Below are 15,204 nucleotides of genomic sequence, written 5' to 3' on the forward strand. Positions count from 1 at the left end.
CAATGGGTATTTTTACCAAGAAGAAGACCCTGCCGCTTCTTCTTGGCTTAAGTACCCATATTCATAGACCCGCCACGGGCGCGCGGCCGGGGGGTCAGCCCGGCATGAACACCACGGTCTTGTGCCCGTTGGGCAGGACGCGGCGTTGCAGGTGCAGGCGCACGGCGCGGGCCAGCACGCGGCTTTCGATGTCGCGGCCGACGGCGACGTAGTCCTCGGGTGACAGCGCGTGGTTCACCCGCTCGGTTTCCTGTTCGATGATCGGGCCTTCGTCCAGGTCGGCGGTGACGTAATGCGCCGTTGCGCCGATCAGCTTGACGCCGCGTTCATGGGCCTGGTGATAGGGCTTGGCCCCCTTGAACGAGGGCAGGAACGAGTGGTGGATGTTGATGATCCGGCCGGCCAGCGCGCGCGACAGGTCGTCGGACAGAACCTGCATGTAGCGGGCCAGCACCACCAGTTCCGCGCCGGTTTCGGCGACCAGGGCTTTCAGCCGGGCCTCTTGTTCGGGCTTGGTGTCCTTGGTCACCGGCCAGTGGTGGTAGGGGATGCCATGGGCCTCGGCGGTGGGGCGGCTGTCCTCGTGGTTGGACACGACCGCCACCACCTCGGCCTGCATCCAGCCCACGCGGATCTGGTAGAGCAGGTGCAGCAGCGCGTGATCGAATTTCGACACCATCAGGATGATCCGGGGGCGCCGGTCCGCGTCCACGACCTCTGCCGACATGTCATAGCCGGTGATCACCGGCAGCAGGCGGGCGCGCAGGTCGTCGGCCTCGGCCGGGGTTTCGGTATCGAAGGCGACGCGCATGAAGAAGCGGTTGCTTTCAGGATCGCGGAACTGGGCGCTTTCGCGGATGTTCCCGCCAAGGGCTGTCACGGCATTGGAGACAGTGGCCACGATTCCGCGCTGGTCGGCGCAGGTCAGCGTCAGGATGAAATGGGTCGAGGGCATCGCAAGCTTTGCCTTTCTGGGATGATGGCCCGGGCGCGGGCGGGGATGTAGTGAGATAGACGGCCCATGAATTCAAGCGCCTTTCCCGTCGCGGCATTCCGCGGTCCGTGTGCGACCCTTGCAGCGCGCGCGGCGCGGGGCTAAACGCGGGGGCGAGATTTCAGGCACAAGGAAAGGCGGCCCCATGTCCATCGACATCGACACCGCGCGGCAGGTGGCGCACCTGGCCCGCATCGCCGTGCAAGAGGACGACCTGCCCGAACTGGCGCGCGAGCTGTCGGGCATCCTGACCTTCATGGAACAGTTGAACGAGGTGGATGTAGACGGCGTCGAGCCGATGGTCAGCGTCACGCCGATGCGGCTGAAGCGGCGCGAGGATGTCGTTACCGATGGCGGCATGCAGGACAAGATCCTGTCCAACGCGCCCGACGCGCGCGAGGGGTTTTTTGCCGTGCCCAAGGTGGTGGAGTAAGGCCGATGAGCGATCTGACCAAGCTGACCCTGGCCGAGGCCCGCGATGCGCTGCGCAAGGGCGAAACCACTTCGGTCGCCCTGACCGAGGCATGTCTGGCGGAAATCGAGGGGGCGGGTGCGCTGAACGCCTTTGTTCACCACACGCCCGAAATTGCGCTGGAACACGCGAAGGCTGCGGATGAGCGTATCGCAGGCGGGGACGCGCCCGCCATGTGCGGGATGCCCCTGGGGATCAAGGATCTGTTCTGCACGCGCGGTGTGCCGTCCCAGGCGGCCTCGCATATCCTGAACGGGTTCCGTCCGGAATACGAATCCACTGTCACGCAGAACCTGTGGGATGCCGGCGCGGTGATGCTGGGCAAGCTGAACATGGACGAATTCGCCATGGGTTCGTCGAACGAGACCTCGACCTATGGCAACGCGGTCAACCCCTGGCGGCGCGGCAATGACGATGCGCAGCTGACGCCCGGCGGCAGCTCGGGCGGGTCGGCGGCGGCCGTGGCGGCGGATCTGTGTCTGGCCGCGACGGGGACCGATACCGGCGGGTCCATCCGGCAGCCAGCGGCCTTTACCGGGATCGTCGGGCTGAAGCCGACCTATGGGCGCTGCTCGCGTTGGGGGGTGGTGGCCTTTGCCTCGTCGCTGGACCAGGCCGGGCCGATGACCAAGACTGTGCGCGACGCGGCGATCATGCTGGGCGCGATGGCCGGGCACGACCCCAAGGATTCCACCAGTGCCGATCTGGCCGTGCCCGATTTCGAGGCCGCGATCACCGGCGACATCCGCGGCAAGAAGATCGGTATCCCCAAGGAATACCGGATGGAGGGCATGCCCGCCGAAATCGAGAAGCTGTGGGCCGACGGGGCGGACATGCTGCGTGATGCGGGCGCCGAGATCGTCGATATCAGCCTGCCGCATACCAAATACGCGCTGCCCGCCTATTACGTCATTGCCCCGGCCGAGGCGTCCAGCAACCTGGCCCGCTATGACGGGGTGCGCTATGGTCACCGTGCCAAGCTGGCCCAGGGCGACGGCATCGTGCAGATGTACGAAAAGACCCGCGCCGAGGGCTTTGGCCCCGAGGTGCAGCGCCGGGTCATGATCGGAACCTATGTGCTGTCGGCGGGGTTCTACGACGCCTATTACAACCGCGCCCGCAAGGTGCGGACCCTTATCAAGCGCGACTTCGAGACGGTCTTTGCCGACGGGATCGACGCGATCCTGACCCCGGCCACGCCATCGGCGGCGTTTGGGCTGGGCGAGATGGCCGAGGCCGACCCGGTGCAGATGTACCTGAACGACGTGTTCACGGTGACGGTGAACCTGGCCGGTCTGCCGGGCATCGCCGTGCCCGCCGGATTGGACGGGCAGGGCCTGCCGCTGGGTCTGCAACTGATCGGGCGGCCTTGGGAAGAGGGCGACCTGCTGAATACCGCCGAAGTGATGGAGCGTGCGGCGAGCTTTGTTTCCTCGCCCTCCAAATGGTGGTAAAAGCGCGGGAACAAGAACTGCAAGACGACGAGAGCAGGAACGTCCCCATGCGTATGCCCCTTCCCGTGCTGGCGGTGCTGGCACTGGCTGCCTGTTCGCCCGAGGTGCCCGATTCCGCCGCCGGTGTTGGGTTCGACAGCTATGACAGCTATTCCGCCCGACGCGAGGCGGCGTTGCAGCGGGAGATGACCGTGCGTCCGCCCGCGGACCCGGTCCAGGCCGCGCCCGAGGCGCCGCTTTCGGCCATTGCCCCGCAGGCCACGGCGCCCGCCGCACCTGCCACGACCGGGGCCCCCGGCATTTCGGATGAGCAGAGCTTCGAGGCGGTCACCGCGCGCGAGACCATCGAAAGCGACCGTGAGCGCCTGGAAGCGCAGCGTCAGCAATACGTCGTCGTCGAGCCCGAGCCGCTGCCGGCCCGACCCGGCAAGACCGGGCCGAATATCGTGGCCTATGCGCTGTCCACCACCAACGCGGTGGGCGAACAACGCTATCGCCGGGTCACCTTGTTGGGAGGCGAGTCCCGCTTTCAACGCAACTGCGCGCGCTACGCGTCGTCCGACCTGGCCCAACAGGCGTTTCTGGATGCCGGTGGGCCGGAGCGTGACCGCATGGGGTTGGACCCCGATGGCGACGGGTTCGCCTGTTACTGGGATCCGCGCCCCTTCCGCCAGGCGGTGAACGGGGGTTGATAGGCGCGGTCTGGCGCCCTTCGCCCAATTTCGGGGACCGGCGCGGCGGCGCGCGGCCCGACATGGTGGTTCTACACTACACTGCGATGCTGGATGCGGCGGCGGCGCTGGACCGGCTGTGCGATCCGGCGGCGCAGGTGTCTGCCCATTACCTGGTGGCCCGTGACGGGCAGGTTTTCCAGATGGTCCCCGAAGAGGCCCGCGCCTGGCATGCCGGGACAGGGTGTTGGGGGGCGGTTGCGGACGTAAATTCCCGTTCCATCGGAATCGAATTGGACAATGACGGGATCACGCCCTTTGCCGCGCCGCTGATGGATGCGCTTGAGCCGTTGCTGGCCGATGTCATGGCCCGCCATGGCGTGCGGCCTGAACGGGTGATCGCCCATTCCGACATGGCGCCGGGGCGCAAATGCGATCCGGGCCGCCGGTTCGATTGGCAGCGCCTTGCGCGGCGGGGGTTGGCCATCTGGCCCGATGCGGGGGTGGGGGCCGCCCCGGATGCGGTGCGCTTTCGTCAGGCGGCCACCCGCTTTGGCTATGGTTCCGACTGGGACACGGACGCCGTTCTGGAGGCGTTTCGCCAACGCTTCCGCCCGTCTGCCCATGGCCCGCTACAGGGCGCCGACATGGCGCTGATGGCCGCCCTGGCCGCGCGCTTTCCCGTTGACCGGCCCGGGGTGGGTTCCTAAGTAGGCAGGGCGCGGATGGCCGGATGACCGCGGGCGGCAACGCACGAGGAAAGTCCGGACTCCACGGAGCAACGGTGCCGGGTAACGCCCGGCGGGGGCAACCCCAGGGAAAGCGCCACAGAGAACAGACCGCCCCGGTCCGCCGGGGCAAGGGTGAAACGGTGGGGTAAGGGCCCACCGCGGGACTGGCAACAGGACCGGCACGGCAAGCCCCACCGGGAGCAATGCCAAATAGGGATCCCGCGCGGGCAACCGCAGGCGGCTTCGGCCCAGGGGTCCGGGTTGGCAGCTTGAGGCGGATCGGCAACGATGCGCCCAGATGAATGGTCATCCACGGGGTTTCGGCCCCCGGACAGAATCCGGCTTACAGGCCATCCGCGCGCGACATCCCGATCCTTGGGGCAGACGGAAAGTCGGTCTAGGCTGGGCTGCGTGGGCTGCGCCTGCCTGTACGCTGACCTCTAGGATTGGGACCGATCGAATGAGTTTTCTTAGAACGATGGCCACGCTTGCCGTGGGTTTTGCCGTGGCCAAGGGAATTGACAAGTTCCAGGAAATGGGCGGAGGGGCCGGCCTTGCCAACTCGCTGAAATCGGCGTCGGCGGGGGGCGGGATCGGCAACCACGTTGCCGCGCTGATGACGCGCATGCAGGTGCCCGGCGGTGGCGAGGGGCTGAAGGAAAACGTCGGCTGGCTGGGCACCAAGGCGCGCGCGACGGGCGATGCGGCGATGATGGGTGTCGGCGGGCTGATGGCCGCGCTTGGCGGGGCCCAATGGGCGGGGTCGGGCAATGCCCGCGACCTGTTGAACGCCATGGGCGACGGCACGCCCCCAGGCGCCACGATGGAGGCCCATTCCAGGCTGATGATCCGCGCGATGGTGCAGGCCGCCAAGGCCGATGGTGAAATCGACGCGGGCGAGCGCGCGCATATCATGGATGTGCTGGGCGATGCCACGCCCGAGGAACGCGCCTTTGTCGAGGCCGAGATGGACCGCCCCGTCGATATCGACGCGCTGGTGGCCGAGGTGGGCAGCTACCAGCGCACGGCGGTCTACGCGGTGTCGGTCGTCACCGCCAACGTGCTGAACGCGGCCGAGATCGCCTATCTGGATCGGCTGGCCGCGGCGCTGCATCTGGGCCAGGCGGCGCGCCAGCGCATTCACAAGGCGATGCGCCTGCCGCAAGTGCTGTCGTAAGGCGCGGATACCTGCTTGACTCGGCCTCGTGGATCGCTACAACGCGGGCTTCATGGAATTCCTCGGGCGGCCCTTGCCGCCCGCGCGACGGAGAAGAGACATGGCGAAGCCGACGACCATCAAGATCCGCCTGAACTCGACCGCGGGCACCGGGCATTTCTACGTGACCAAGAAGAACGCCCGCACGATGACCGAGAAGATGGTGATCAAGAAATACGACCCCGTGGTCCGCAAGCACGTGGATTACAAGGAAGGCAAGATCAAGTAAGATCTGCCCCCCAGGGATGTTGAAGGGCCGTGCTATCTGGCGCGGCCTTTTCCTTTGTGCGCATGGCCCCTGGGCGGGGTGCGTGTCAGGCCAGGATCCGCTGGATCAATACCGCCAGCCAGATCATGCCGGCCAGGATCGCGGCCAGCAGCACGGCGAGCGAGCCAAGATCCTTGGCCTCGCCGGACAATTCGTGATGCTCGGGGCCGATGCGGTCAACGACCGCCTCGATCGCGGTATTCAGAACCTCGACGATCACGATCAGCAGCACGGCACCGATCAGGGCAACCGCCTGAACCAGGCTTTGCCCCAGCCAGGCGGCCAGGGGAACGGACAGCGCCAGGGCGCGCACCTCAAGGCGAAAGGCCTCTTCGCTGCGCCATATGGCGCGCAGCCCGGTCAGGGAGTTCCAGAATGCGGCCCTGAGCCGGGCAGGGCCCTTCAGCGTGGTCTTGTTCCTCATCTCTTCCTGTCCGTGGCGATGCGCGGGGGTACGAAAACAAAGGGGCCGGTGTTTCCACCGGCCCCCCGTGTCGGGATATGGCTGCCGATCACTCGCGATTGCCGAGGAATTGCAGCAGGAACATGAACAGGTTGATGAAGTCCAGGTACAGATTCAGCGCGCCCATGATCGCCGACTTGGCCAGCCATTCGCTGTCCATCGACTGGGCGTGCTGGATGTAGTCGGTCTTGATCTTCTGGGTGTCATAGGCGGTCAGACCGGCAAAGATCAGAACGCCGATGATCGAGATCGCGAACATCACCGCCGGCGAGGCCAGGAAGATGTTGACGATCGAGGCGACGATCAGGCCGATCAGGCCCATGATCAGGAACGACCCCCAGCCCGAGATGTCCTTTTTAGTGGTGTAGCCCCACAGGGACAGCCCGGCAAAGGCGATCGCGGTGATCAGGAAGGTCTGCACGATCGAGATGCCGGTGAACACCAGAAAGATCGAGCTGAGCGACAGACCCATCAGCGTGGCGAAGCCGTAGAAGTAGATCTGCGCGGCGGCGGCCGACAGCTTGTTGATGACGGCGCCGAAGGCGAACACCATGATCAGCGGCGCGAACATGATGACCCATTTCAGCGGCGAGGCGTAGATCGCCTGGCCAAGGCCCGTCAGGTACTTGTCGGCGCCGATCTGCGCGGCGGTCGGCACGTCGGTGACGGCCAGCCCCGAGATCGCCCAGGCCGCCAGCCCGGTGATCAGCATGCCCACGGACATCGTGCCGTAGACCTTGTTCATGTGGGCGCGCAGGCCCTCGTCAATCTGCGCGGTGCGGACACCTGCCTGACCGGCGCGGATCGTGTTGTAGTCAGCCATAGACTGCCTCCTTGATGGTCCCAAACCGGCGGGCAAGCATGACAAAGCCCCGCCATTGCCGGAAAATATCGGCGAGGACGGGGCTGTTTTCAAGGTGCGGACCAGCGCAACCCGCGCAAAATTTATCGATGGACGCGGCTCAGCGCAGCCAGCTGGGCGGCACGTCCCAGAGCGGACGCCGCGCTTCGGCGCGGGCGGCCTCGCGGCTCAGCCCGATATCGCGCAGCATGGCGTCGTCAAGCTGGGCCAGGTGGCGGCGCTGGCGCGCGGCGCCAAGGGCCAGCGCGATGCGCCGGGCAATGCCCATCGGGGCAAAGGTCATATGGGTGGGGCGGACATTCGTCGTAATATGCGCCATGGGAATACCTCTTTTGCGCTAGTGATGGGTCATCCCCCATCCATCATCGTTCTTGATATATATGCCTCTTCATGGTTCATTCTGCAAACGAATGATAATGATGTTTTGAATCAAGGATGCTGATGTGCCGCGAAATCTGGACATGACCGCGCTGCGCTCTTTCGTGGCGGTGGCCGAGGCGGGCGGGGTGACCCGGGCCGCGGGCTTCCTCAACCTCACGCAATCGGCGGTTTCGATGCAGTTGAAACGGTTGGAAGAGGCGCTTGGCCTTGCGCTTTTCGACCGTGCGGGGCGCAAGATCGCGCTGACCGGGGCGGGCGAGCAGCTGTTGGGATATGCCAAGCGGATGCTTTCGCTGAACGATGAGGTCTTTGCCCGCCTGACCGCCCAGGAATACGAGGGCGAAATCGTCCTGGGCGTGCCCCATGACATCGTCTACCCGGAAATCCCCAGGGTTCTGAACCGCTTTGCGGCGGAATACCCGCGTGTAAAGGTGCAACTTCTGTCCTCTTTCACGACGCGGCTGCGCGAGCAGTTCGCGCGGGGCGAGGCCGATATCGTCCTGGGGACCGAGGATGCGGTGGGCGCGGGGGGCGAAACCCTGAACGAGCGTTCGTTGATCTGGGTCGGCGCGATTGGCGGGTCGGCGTGGAAATCGCGCCCCCTGCGGCTGGCCTATGAACATAACTGCATCTTCCGCAAGCGGGTGCAGGGGGCACTGGACCGGGCGGGTATCCCCTGGGAAATGGCCGTGGAAAGCGAATCGACCCGCACGATCGAGGCCAGCGTCAGCGCGGATCTGGCCGTGCACACCGTCGTCGAGGGCACCGAGCCCCCCTATGTGGAGCGCATCCAGCATGGCGGCGCGCTACCGGAACTGATGACCACGCAGATCAACCTGTACGTGTCGGATGTGACCGGCGGCCCGGTGACCGAGGCGCTGGCCGCGCTGATACGGCAGGCCTACCGGACGGGGTAGGCGCGCCGCGGCGAGCGCCGGGGGCGCTGCCCCCGGACCCCCGGGGTATTTTGACCAAGAAGAAGAGGGGTGGGGCGATCAGTGGCTGCTCGGGGGCGTGTTGCACCTCAGGCAGTCGCGGCCCCGTCCATCGTGATGACCACCTTGCCTGTTGCCTTGCGTTGGCGCAGCAGGTCCAGCCCCTCGGCCGCGCGGCTCAGCGGCAGGGTGTGGCTGACATGCGGGCGAAGGTGCCCCTCTGCGTACCATTGGAACAGCCGTGACAGGCTGTCGGTCAGAACCTCTGGACGGAAGGCCAGATAGCCCCCCCAATACAGGCCCATCACGGTCAGGTTCTTCACCAGCAGGTGGTTGGCCTTGATTTGCGGCACCTCTCCGCTGGCAAAGCCGATGACCAGCAGCCGGGCGTCGGGGTTGCAGGCGCGCATGGCCTGTGTGGACAGATCGCCGCCCACCGGGTCGTAGACCACATCGGCGCCGCCCAGGGCCTTGACCTGGTCGCGCAGATCGTCGGTGGTGCTGTCGATCAGGTGGTCGGCCCCGGCCTGTTCGGCGATGGCCAGCCGCTGGGGGCCGCGCGCGCAGGCGATGACGCGGGCGCCCATCCGTTTGCCGATCTCGACCGCCGTCAGGCCCACGCCACCGGCCGCGCCAAGAACAAGCAGGGTTTCACCCGGTTGCAGCCGGGCCTTGTGATCCAGCGCGACATGGCTGGTGCCATAGGCCACCTGAAAAGCCGCCGCGTCGGTAAACGGCATGCCCTCGGGCAGGGGGACGCAGCGGGCCGCCGGGAAGCAGCCAGCCTCGGCCAGCCCGCCCGATCCGGCATAGACCGCCACGCGCCGACCCAGCAAGGCAGGGTTCGCGTCGCGGCCCACGGCCTCGACCGTGCCGGCCAGTTCCATGCCCAGCGTCACGGGCAGGGGGGGGCGTTCCTGATACTTGCCTTCGATCATCAGCAGGTCGGCGAAGTTCAGTCCGCAGGCAGCGATCCGCACCCGCACCTCGGAGGGGGCGGGCTGCGGCGCGGGGCGCTGAACCAGGGCCGGCGTGGCGCCGAACGCGGCGATCTCGAAGCTGTTCATGGCGGTTCCCTCTTTGCGTCGGGCGCAAGTTAGCGCCCTTGCAGAGGGGGCGCCAGCGGCCGAAGCGGTTTGCGGATTCGCAAAATGCAATGCCTGGCGGCGCATTTTGCGCTATGCAATATCAGGCGGCTCGCATTTTTGGTGGATTCCCCCGGCGCCAAGCTTGAAGTCTGATGTTTGCGCGGAATTAGTCTGCTGTAAATCAATAACATAAGGGGTTTCTTGGTGCGTGTGCAGCCGTTGCCATCATACTTGGCGCGGTTCTTGCTACTGCTTTTGGCAAGAAGAGGAGGCGAAGAATGAAGCACCCCGTGGATGTGCATGTCGGCAAACGGATCCGTCACCGGCGCTGGATGGTGGGCATGACCCAGCAGCAACTGGCCGAACGGGTCGGGATCAAGTTCCAGCAAATTCAGAAATACGAAACCGGCATGAACCGCGTCAGCGCGTCGCGCCTGTGGGACATTTCCGAGGCCCTGGATGTGCCGATCAGCTTCTTCTTCGAAGGGTTGAGCGATAAGGGACGCGCCGTCAGCGGCACCGTGCCCGAGGATATCCTCAGCGACAAGGAAGCGCTGGAACTGGTCCGCTCCTACTACGCGATCCCGGAAAACCAGCGCCGCCGCCTGTTCGAATTGGCGCGCGTGCTGTCGGACGGCTGACCGCAGTGCTTGACGGGTAACGGGCCGGGCGCTACCGCCAAAGGGGACGCGCCAAGCCCGGAGACCCCATGCGAGACCACCCCGAGGCCGACAGCCTGATTGCGACCGCCCATGCGCTGGCAGAGGCCGCGCGCGCCGCGACCCTGCGCCATTTCCGCAGCGCGGCGCTAAGTGTTCAGGACAAGGGGCAGGGCGGGTTCGATCCTGTCACGGTTGCCGACCGCGAGGCCGAGGCCGCGATGCGCGCGGTTCTGGCCGAACGCCGCCCGCGCGATGGCATCCTGGGCGAAGAGATGGACGACGTGGCCGGGGAAACCGGCCTGACCTGGGTTCTGGACCCCATCGACGGCACGCGCGGTTTCATGTCTGGCACGCCGACCTGGGGCGTTCTGATCGCGGTGTCAGATGCGCAGGGGCCGCTTTACGGGGTGATCGACCAACCCCATATTGGCGAGCGGTTCGAGGGCGGGCTGGGTCGGACTGAACTGACAGGCCCCGGCGGGGCACGCGCCTTGTGCACCCGGCCGCCGCGTCCGCTGGACCGGGCGATCCTGTTTTCCACCTATCCCGAGGTTGGCAGCCCCGCCGAAAGCGCGGCCTTTGCCGCGTTGTCGGACCGTGTGCAGCTGACCCGATACGGGTTGGACTGCTATGCCTATGCGCTGGTGGCCCTGGGGCAGGTGGATCTGGTGGTCGAGGCCGGGCTGCACCCCTATGACATCCACGCGCCGATTGCCGTGATACAGGCGGCGGGCGGCATCGTCACCGACTGGCGCGGCGGGCCGGCCCATGGGGGCGGACGGGTGATCGCGGCGGCCAACCCCGAGGTCCACGCCGCGGCGCTGGACATCCTGTCCGCCGCGGCGGGCTGAGCCCGCTCAGCGCCGGAGCCCGTTCACCCAGACCCCGGCGATGGCGCGGTCGTCGCCCATCATGATCGTGGGGAACAGCGCCTCCCACATATCCTCGGCCCTTGCGCTGCGCTGTGCGATGGCCGGGGTGGCGGCCAGGTTCACCGCGATCAGGTCGGCCTCCATCCCCGTGGCGATGTTGCCGATGCGGTCCTCCAGCCGCAGCGCCCGCGCCGCCCCGGCGGTCGCCAGCCACCACAACGCGGCCGGATGCAGGGCTTGGCCGCGCAGTTGCGCAACCTCATAGGCCGCCGCCATGGTGCGCAGCATCGAAAAGGACGACCCGCCGCCGGTATCGGTGGCCAGCCCGATGCGCTGCCCCTCATCCGCCAGTCCGGCCATGTCGAACAGGCCCGACCCGATGAATGTGTTCGAGGTCGGGCAATGGACCAGCGACGACCCGCTGTCGCGCAGGTGCTGACGCTCGCGCCCGGTCAGGTGGATCGCGTGCCCGAACACCGCGCCGGGGCCGGTCAGGCCCGCGCGTTCATAGACATCCAGGTAATCGCGCGCCTGGGGGTAAAGCGCGCGCACCCATTCGATTTCCTCGGTTTGTTCGCCCAGATGCGTCTGCATCAAACAGGTCGGGTGCGCGGCCCAGAGCGCGCCGAGCGCCTCCAACTGCTCTGGCGTCGAGGTGGGGGCGAACCGGGGCGTGATCGCGTAGGTCGCGCGCCCCTGTCCATGCCAGCGCGCAATCAGGGCGGCGCTTTCGTCATGGGCGCGCGTGGCGGTGTCGCACAGCCCCTCGGGCGCGTTGCGGTCCATGCAGGTCTTGCCCGCCACCACGCGCATCCCGCGCGCCCGCGCCGCGGCAAAGAAGGCGTCAACGCTGGCGGGATGAGTGGAGCAATAGCTGGCCACCGTCGTTGTACCGTGATTCAGCAGCAGATCCAGATAGCGACTGGCGACGGCGGCCGCGTGTTCCGGGTCGCCAAAGCGCATCTCCTCGGGGAAGGTATAGCGGTCCAGCCAGTCGATCAGCCGCTTGCCCCAACTGGCGATGATCCCGGTCTGGGGATAATGGGCGTGGGCATCCACGAACCCCGCGGAAATCAGGCAATCGCCCATATCCGTGATGCGTGCCTGCGGCCAGGCGGCGCGCAGGTCGGCTGCCGTGCCGTGATCGGCGATCCGGTCATCGGCCAGCAGCACGGCGCCCTGCGGTTCCACCCGGGCGGCGGCGGGTCCGGCGGTCAACGGATCGCCGGTAAAGGACAGCACCTGCCCAAGGATCAGTTCCGCATCGCCCATATGTGTCTCCGCTCTGGTGCGGCGCCACATTAGGCATGGATCGGGGGCGGGTAAATCGCGGCTCTGGGCTGTTTTCCTGCAGGGGCTTTGGATATGCTTTCATCAAAGCGGACATGAGGCAGTCCATGACCGAAGAGCAGATACTGGAAACCCCGCCCGAGGACGAGGGCTATGCGCTGGACGGCCGCACGGTGGCCGCGATCCGGCTGGCCATTGCCGCGGGCGACCGGCAGCGCCTGGCCGAGTTGCTGGACCCCCTGCACCCGGCCGACATCGCGGACCTTCTGGAACAGCTCGATGGTGGGCACCGGCGCGAATTGCTGCTGCTGGGCGCGGGGCTGTTCCAGGGCGAAATCCTGTCCGAACTGGACGAGGGCCTGCGCGAAGAGGTGATCGCCTTCCTTCCGCCGGACGTTCTGGCCGACGCGGTGCGCGATCTGGAATCGGACGACGTTGTCGACTTGTTGGAGGATCTGGATACCCCCCAGCAAGAGGCGATCCTAGACGCGCTGGAAGAGCCGGACCGGATCGCCGTCGAACAGGCGCTGGCCTATCCCGAGTTTTCCGCCGGCCGCCTGATGCAGCGCGAGGTCGTGCGCGCACCCGAACACTGGACCGTGGGCGAGGCCATCGATTACCTGCGCGCCAACAAGAAGACGCTGCCCGACCAGTTCTACCACGTCATCGTAATCGACCCGGGCGTTCGGCCGGTCGGCTACGTGACCTTGGGCAAGCTGCTGTCTTCAAAGCGCAAGGAAAAGCTGACCGCGCTGTTCGAGGACAGTTTCCGCACGATCCCGGTCAGCCAGCCCGAGTCCGAGGTCGCCTATGCGTTCAACCAGTATCACCTGATTTCCGCCCCTGTGGTGGACGATGCCGGGCGCTTGGTGGGTGTCATCACCATCGACGACGCGATGAATGTGCTGGACGAAGAGCACGAAGAGGACATCCTGCGCCTGGCCGGCGTGGGCGAGGGCAGCCTGTCGGACCGGGTCAGCGAGACCACGCGCCAGCGCTTCCCGTGGCTGTTCGTGAACCTGCTGACGGCGATCATCGCCTCGCTGGTGATCGCCCAGTTCGAAGAGGCCATTGCCCAGGTCGTGGCGCTGGCCGTGCTGATGCCCATCATCGCATCCATGGGTGGCAACGCGGGCACCCAGTCGCTGACGGTCGCGGTGCGCGCGCTGGCGACCAAGGACTTGACCGCATCGAACGTCTGGCGCGTGGTCCGGCGAGAGCTTGCCGTGGGCCTGATCAACGGGGCGATCTTTGCCATCGTGATGGGCGTTGTCGGGCTGGTCTGGTTCAGCTCGCCGCAACTGGGGCTGGTGATTGCCGCGGCGATGATCATCAACCTTGGGGTTGCTGCGCTGGCGGGTATCCTGATCCCGGTGACGCTGGACAAGCTGGGGGTGGACCCGGCGCTGGCCTCGGGCACGTTCGTCACCACCGTAACCGATGTGGTCGGGTTCTTTGCCTTTCTTGGCCTGGCCTCGGCGGTGTTGTTGTGAGCCTGGACAAGGCGGCGCTGCGGCGCGCGGCGCTGGACCGGCGCAAGGCGGCGCATGACCCGGCACGGGGGGCGGTGGCCTGCGAGCGGTTGATTGCCCTGTTGCGGCCCAACCTTGGGCGGCCCGTTGCGGGTTACATGCCGATCCGGTCCGAAATCGACCCGCGCCCGGCGATGACGGCGCTGGCCGCGCACGGCCCGGTCGCGGTGCCGGTGATCGCGGGCGCGGGGCGCCCACTGCGCTTTCGTTGCTGGTCGCCCGGTTGTGCCATGGTGCCGGGGCCGTTCGGTGCGTCGGTGCCCGAGCACGGCGACGAGATCGTGCCAGAGGTTCTGATCGTGCCGCTTGTCGGCTTTGATCGCTGCGGCGCGCGGCTGGGCTATGGCGGCGGGTTCTATGACCGCACGCTGGAGGGGCTGCGCGCCCGCGGCCCGGTGCTGGCGGTCGGGCTGGCCTATGCCGCGCAAGAGATCGCCCGCGTGCCGGTGGAACCGACCGATCAGCCGCTGGATGCCATCGTGACCGAGGCGGGTATCATCCACCCCGAAAACGGAGACTGACATGACCGGGGACGAGGGCAAGACCGCGATCCTGCATATTGGGCTGTTCAAGACCGGCACGACCTCTTTCCAGGCGGCGCTGGCGGACAACCGGCGGCGGATGCGGCGGCGGGGCTTCGATTTCTATCGGGGCGCTGTGCGGCGCGACACCCACGGCGAACTGTTCCGCGCCGCCGTGCGGGACGGGCTGGAATCCTTTGGCAGCCTGGCCCACCCGGACGAGGACAAGGCCGCGCTGCGCGAAAAGGTCCGGGCGCATATCCACGATTTCGTCCGGCGCACCCCCGCGCAAACGCTGATTTTCAGCGCAGAGGCGCTGTCGCTCTTGCGTAGCGAGGACGAGTGCCGCGCCCTGCGCGCGCTGTTCCCCGACACGGTTACCCGCTTCCGCATCCTGCTGGTGCTGCGCGACAAGCAGGAATTCCTGGCCTCTTACACGCGGCAGATCCTGCGGGTGAAGGGGCGGTGCCCTTCGGACGACCCGGCCTCGGCGCTGTATGTCGGGCCGGGGACATGGCTGACGGATTTCGACGGGCTGATCGCGGCCTATGAGGCAGTGTTCGGCCCGGTCGAGGTTCTGGACTACCGCCGCGAGGGGATGCTGCCCGCGCTGTTCGACCGGATCGGACTGGACCTGCCGGTGGACGAACGGCACTACGCCAAGAACGTCTATGACGGTGCATCGGGCCTGTCGGCGCTGCACAGGCAGGCAAGCGCGGGCTGGGCTCGCCTGCGAACGCGCCTTTTGCCCTTTGGTTAGCGCGGCGGCCCCTATGCCGAGGCTTGCGCTTC

At 66.8% G+C, this 15,204-nt stretch carries 18 protein-coding genes and 1 other RNA gene; 13 read left to right on the plus strand and 6 right to left on the minus strand.

Features of this window, described 5'->3' with window-relative positions; translation table 11 throughout:
- Positions 1–94 precede the first annotated feature (94 nt).
- Positions 95–955 (minus strand): formyltetrahydrofolate deformylase, encoded by an 861-nt coding sequence (gene purU / locus EV656_RS12610; protein ID WP_132604652.1) that lies wholly within the window; start codon positions 953–955, stop codon positions 95–97.
- Between the two features lie 184 nt (positions 956–1,139).
- Here purU and gatC point away from each other — a divergent pair, with 184 nt between their 5' ends.
- The 7 genes from gatC to rpmG all read left to right on the plus strand — a co-directional run bounded on the left by gatC (position 1,140) and on the right by rpmG (position 5,767).
- Positions 1,140–1,427: an Asp-tRNA(Asn)/Glu-tRNA(Gln) amidotransferase subunit GatC gene (gene gatC / locus EV656_RS12615; protein WP_132604654.1), complete on the plus strand. Its 288-nt coding sequence runs from the start codon at positions 1,140–1,142 to the stop codon at positions 1,425–1,427.
- Positions 1,428–1,432: 5 nt separating this feature from the next.
- Positions 1,433–2,920: an Asp-tRNA(Asn)/Glu-tRNA(Gln) amidotransferase subunit GatA gene (gene gatA, locus EV656_RS12620; protein WP_132604656.1), complete on the plus strand. Its 1,488-nt coding sequence runs from the start codon at positions 1,433–1,435 to the stop codon at positions 2,918–2,920.
- Between the two features lie 47 nt (positions 2,921–2,967).
- On the plus strand, positions 2,968–3,612 hold the full coding sequence (locus tag EV656_RS12625) for a hypothetical protein (RefSeq protein ID WP_132604658.1): 645 nt from the start codon (positions 2,968–2,970) through the stop codon (positions 3,610–3,612).
- Positions 3,612–4,301, plus strand: coding sequence for an N-acetylmuramoyl-L-alanine amidase (locus EV656_RS12630; protein WP_481883011.1), 690 nt, complete (start codon positions 3,612–3,614; stop codon positions 4,299–4,301). Before EV656_RS12625 ends, EV656_RS12630 begins: the two co-directional genes overlap by 1 nt.
- A gap of 11 nt (positions 4,302–4,312) precedes the next feature.
- An RNA gene (rnpB, locus tag EV656_RS12635) (RNase P RNA component class A) lies at positions 4,313–4,684 on the plus strand.
- A gap of 98 nt (positions 4,685–4,782) precedes the next feature.
- Positions 4,783–5,499 carry a tellurite resistance TerB family protein gene (locus EV656_RS12640; RefSeq protein WP_132604662.1) on the plus strand — a complete coding sequence of 239 codons (717 nt, stop codon included), beginning with the start codon at positions 4,783–4,785 and terminating at the stop codon, positions 5,497–5,499.
- Positions 5,500–5,599: 100 nt separating this feature from the next.
- The gene (gene rpmG / locus EV656_RS12645) at positions 5,600–5,767 is read left to right on the plus strand and encodes a 50S ribosomal protein L33 (RefSeq protein WP_107890459.1); all 168 of its coding nucleotides are present in this window, start codon (positions 5,600–5,602) and stop codon (positions 5,765–5,767) included.
- Positions 5,768–5,852: 85 nt separating this feature from the next.
- Here rpmG and EV656_RS12650 read toward each other — a convergent pair whose 3' ends face one another.
- From EV656_RS12650 to EV656_RS12660, 3 genes are all read right to left on the minus strand, one after another.
- On the minus strand, positions 5,853–6,230 hold the full coding sequence (locus EV656_RS12650) for a diacylglycerol kinase (protein WP_132604664.1): 378 nt from the start codon (positions 6,228–6,230) through the stop codon (positions 5,853–5,855).
- A gap of 88 nt (positions 6,231–6,318) precedes the next feature.
- Positions 6,319–7,092 (minus strand): Bax inhibitor-1/YccA family protein, encoded by a 774-nt coding sequence (locus EV656_RS12655; RefSeq protein ID WP_132604666.1) that lies wholly within the window; start codon positions 7,090–7,092, stop codon positions 6,319–6,321.
- Positions 7,093–7,231: 139 nt separating this feature from the next.
- The gene (locus EV656_RS12660) at positions 7,232–7,450 is read right to left on the minus strand and encodes a DUF1127 domain-containing protein (RefSeq protein ID WP_132604668.1); all 219 of its coding nucleotides are present in this window, start codon (positions 7,448–7,450) and stop codon (positions 7,232–7,234) included.
- Between the two features lie 124 nt (positions 7,451–7,574).
- Between EV656_RS12660 and EV656_RS12665 the strand changes: the two genes are divergently transcribed.
- A complete protein-coding gene (locus EV656_RS12665) occupies positions 7,575–8,429 on the plus strand; it encodes a LysR family transcriptional regulator (protein WP_132604670.1) in 855 nt (284 codons plus the stop codon).
- A 107-nt stretch (positions 8,430–8,536) separates the two neighbouring features.
- Here EV656_RS12665 and EV656_RS12670 read toward each other — a convergent pair whose 3' ends face one another.
- A complete protein-coding gene (locus tag EV656_RS12670; protein ID WP_132604672.1) occupies positions 8,537–9,514 on the minus strand; it encodes an NADPH:quinone oxidoreductase family protein in 978 nt (325 codons plus the stop codon).
- A 299-nt stretch (positions 9,515–9,813) separates the two neighbouring features.
- Between EV656_RS12670 and EV656_RS12675 the strand changes: the two genes are divergently transcribed.
- A complete protein-coding gene (locus EV656_RS12675) occupies positions 9,814–10,176 on the plus strand; it encodes a helix-turn-helix domain-containing protein (RefSeq protein WP_132604674.1) in 363 nt (120 codons plus the stop codon).
- Positions 10,177–10,244: 68 nt separating this feature from the next.
- Positions 10,245–11,048, plus strand: a complete 804-nt coding sequence (locus tag EV656_RS12680) for an inositol monophosphatase family protein (protein WP_132604676.1) — start codon at positions 10,245–10,247, stop codon at positions 11,046–11,048.
- 6 nt (positions 11,049–11,054) lie between these two features.
- On the opposite strand, the gene guaD is transcribed toward EV656_RS12680, so the two are convergent.
- Positions 11,055–12,341 (minus strand): guanine deaminase, encoded by a 1,287-nt coding sequence (gene guaD, locus EV656_RS12685; RefSeq protein ID WP_132604678.1) that lies wholly within the window; start codon positions 12,339–12,341, stop codon positions 11,055–11,057.
- Positions 12,342–12,454: 113 nt separating this feature from the next.
- Between guaD and mgtE the strand changes: the two genes are divergently transcribed.
- Genes mgtE through EV656_RS12700 form a run of 3 tightly spaced genes read left to right on the plus strand, consistent with a single transcriptional unit; the run spans position 12,455 to position 15,172 of the window.
- Positions 12,455–13,852: a magnesium transporter gene (gene mgtE / locus EV656_RS12690; RefSeq protein WP_242468983.1), complete on the plus strand. Its 1,398-nt coding sequence runs from the start codon at positions 12,455–12,457 to the stop codon at positions 13,850–13,852.
- A 2-nt stretch (positions 13,853–13,854) separates the two neighbouring features.
- The gene (locus EV656_RS12695; protein ID WP_132604724.1) at positions 13,855–14,412 is read left to right on the plus strand and encodes a 5-formyltetrahydrofolate cyclo-ligase; all 558 of its coding nucleotides are present in this window, start codon (positions 13,855–13,857) and stop codon (positions 14,410–14,412) included.
- A gap of 1 nt (position 14,413) precedes the next feature.
- Positions 14,414–15,172 (plus strand): hypothetical protein, encoded by a 759-nt coding sequence (locus EV656_RS12700; RefSeq protein WP_132604682.1) that lies wholly within the window; start codon positions 14,414–14,416, stop codon positions 15,170–15,172.
- The last annotated feature ends 32 nt before the right edge of the window (positions 15,173–15,204 follow it).

The organism is Rhodovulum adriaticum, assembly GCF_004345735.1.
Classification (GTDB): Bacteria; Pseudomonadota; Alphaproteobacteria; order Rhodobacterales; family Rhodobacteraceae; genus Rhodovulum; species Rhodovulum adriaticum.

Bases quoted from the DNA above. Each gene is read 5' to 3' on its own strand.
- purU (WP_132604652.1), bottom strand. From the start codon at position 955: ATGCCCTCGACCCATTTCATCCTGACGCTGACCTGCGCCGACCAGCGC.
- gatC (WP_132604654.1), top strand. From the start codon at position 1,140: ATGTCCATCGACATCGACACCGCGCGGCAGGTGGCGCACCTGGCCCGC.
- gatA (WP_132604656.1), top strand. From the start codon at position 1,433: ATGAGCGATCTGACCAAGCTGACCCTGGCCGAGGCCCGCGATGCGCTG.
- EV656_RS12625 (WP_132604658.1), top strand. From the start codon at position 2,968: ATGCGTATGCCCCTTCCCGTGCTGGCGGTGCTGGCACTGGCTGCCTGT.
- EV656_RS12640 (WP_132604662.1), top strand. From the start codon at position 4,783: ATGAGTTTTCTTAGAACGATGGCCACGCTTGCCGTGGGTTTTGCCGTG.
- rpmG (WP_107890459.1), top strand. From the start codon at position 5,600: ATGGCGAAGCCGACGACCATCAAGATCCGCCTGAACTCGACCGCGGGC.
- EV656_RS12650 (WP_132604664.1), bottom strand. From the start codon at position 6,230: ATGAGGAACAAGACCACGCTGAAGGGCCCTGCCCGGCTCAGGGCCGCA.
- EV656_RS12655 (WP_132604666.1), bottom strand. From the start codon at position 7,092: ATGGCTGACTACAACACGATCCGCGCCGGTCAGGCAGGTGTCCGCACC.
- EV656_RS12660 (WP_132604668.1), bottom strand. From the start codon at position 7,450: ATGGCGCATATTACGACGAATGTCCGCCCCACCCATATGACCTTTGCC.
- EV656_RS12670 (WP_132604672.1), bottom strand. From the start codon at position 9,514: ATGAACAGCTTCGAGATCGCCGCGTTCGGCGCCACGCCGGCCCTGGTT.
- EV656_RS12675 (WP_132604674.1), top strand. From the start codon at position 9,814: ATGAAGCACCCCGTGGATGTGCATGTCGGCAAACGGATCCGTCACCGG.
- EV656_RS12680 (WP_132604676.1), top strand. From the start codon at position 10,245: ATGCGAGACCACCCCGAGGCCGACAGCCTGATTGCGACCGCCCATGCG.
- guaD (WP_132604678.1), bottom strand. From the start codon at position 12,341: ATGGGCGATGCGGAACTGATCCTTGGGCAGGTGCTGTCCTTTACCGGC.
- mgtE (WP_242468983.1), top strand. From the start codon at position 12,455: ATGAGGCAGTCCATGACCGAAGAGCAGATACTGGAAACCCCGCCCGAG.
- EV656_RS12700 (WP_132604682.1), top strand. From the start codon at position 14,414: ATGACCGGGGACGAGGGCAAGACCGCGATCCTGCATATTGGGCTGTTC.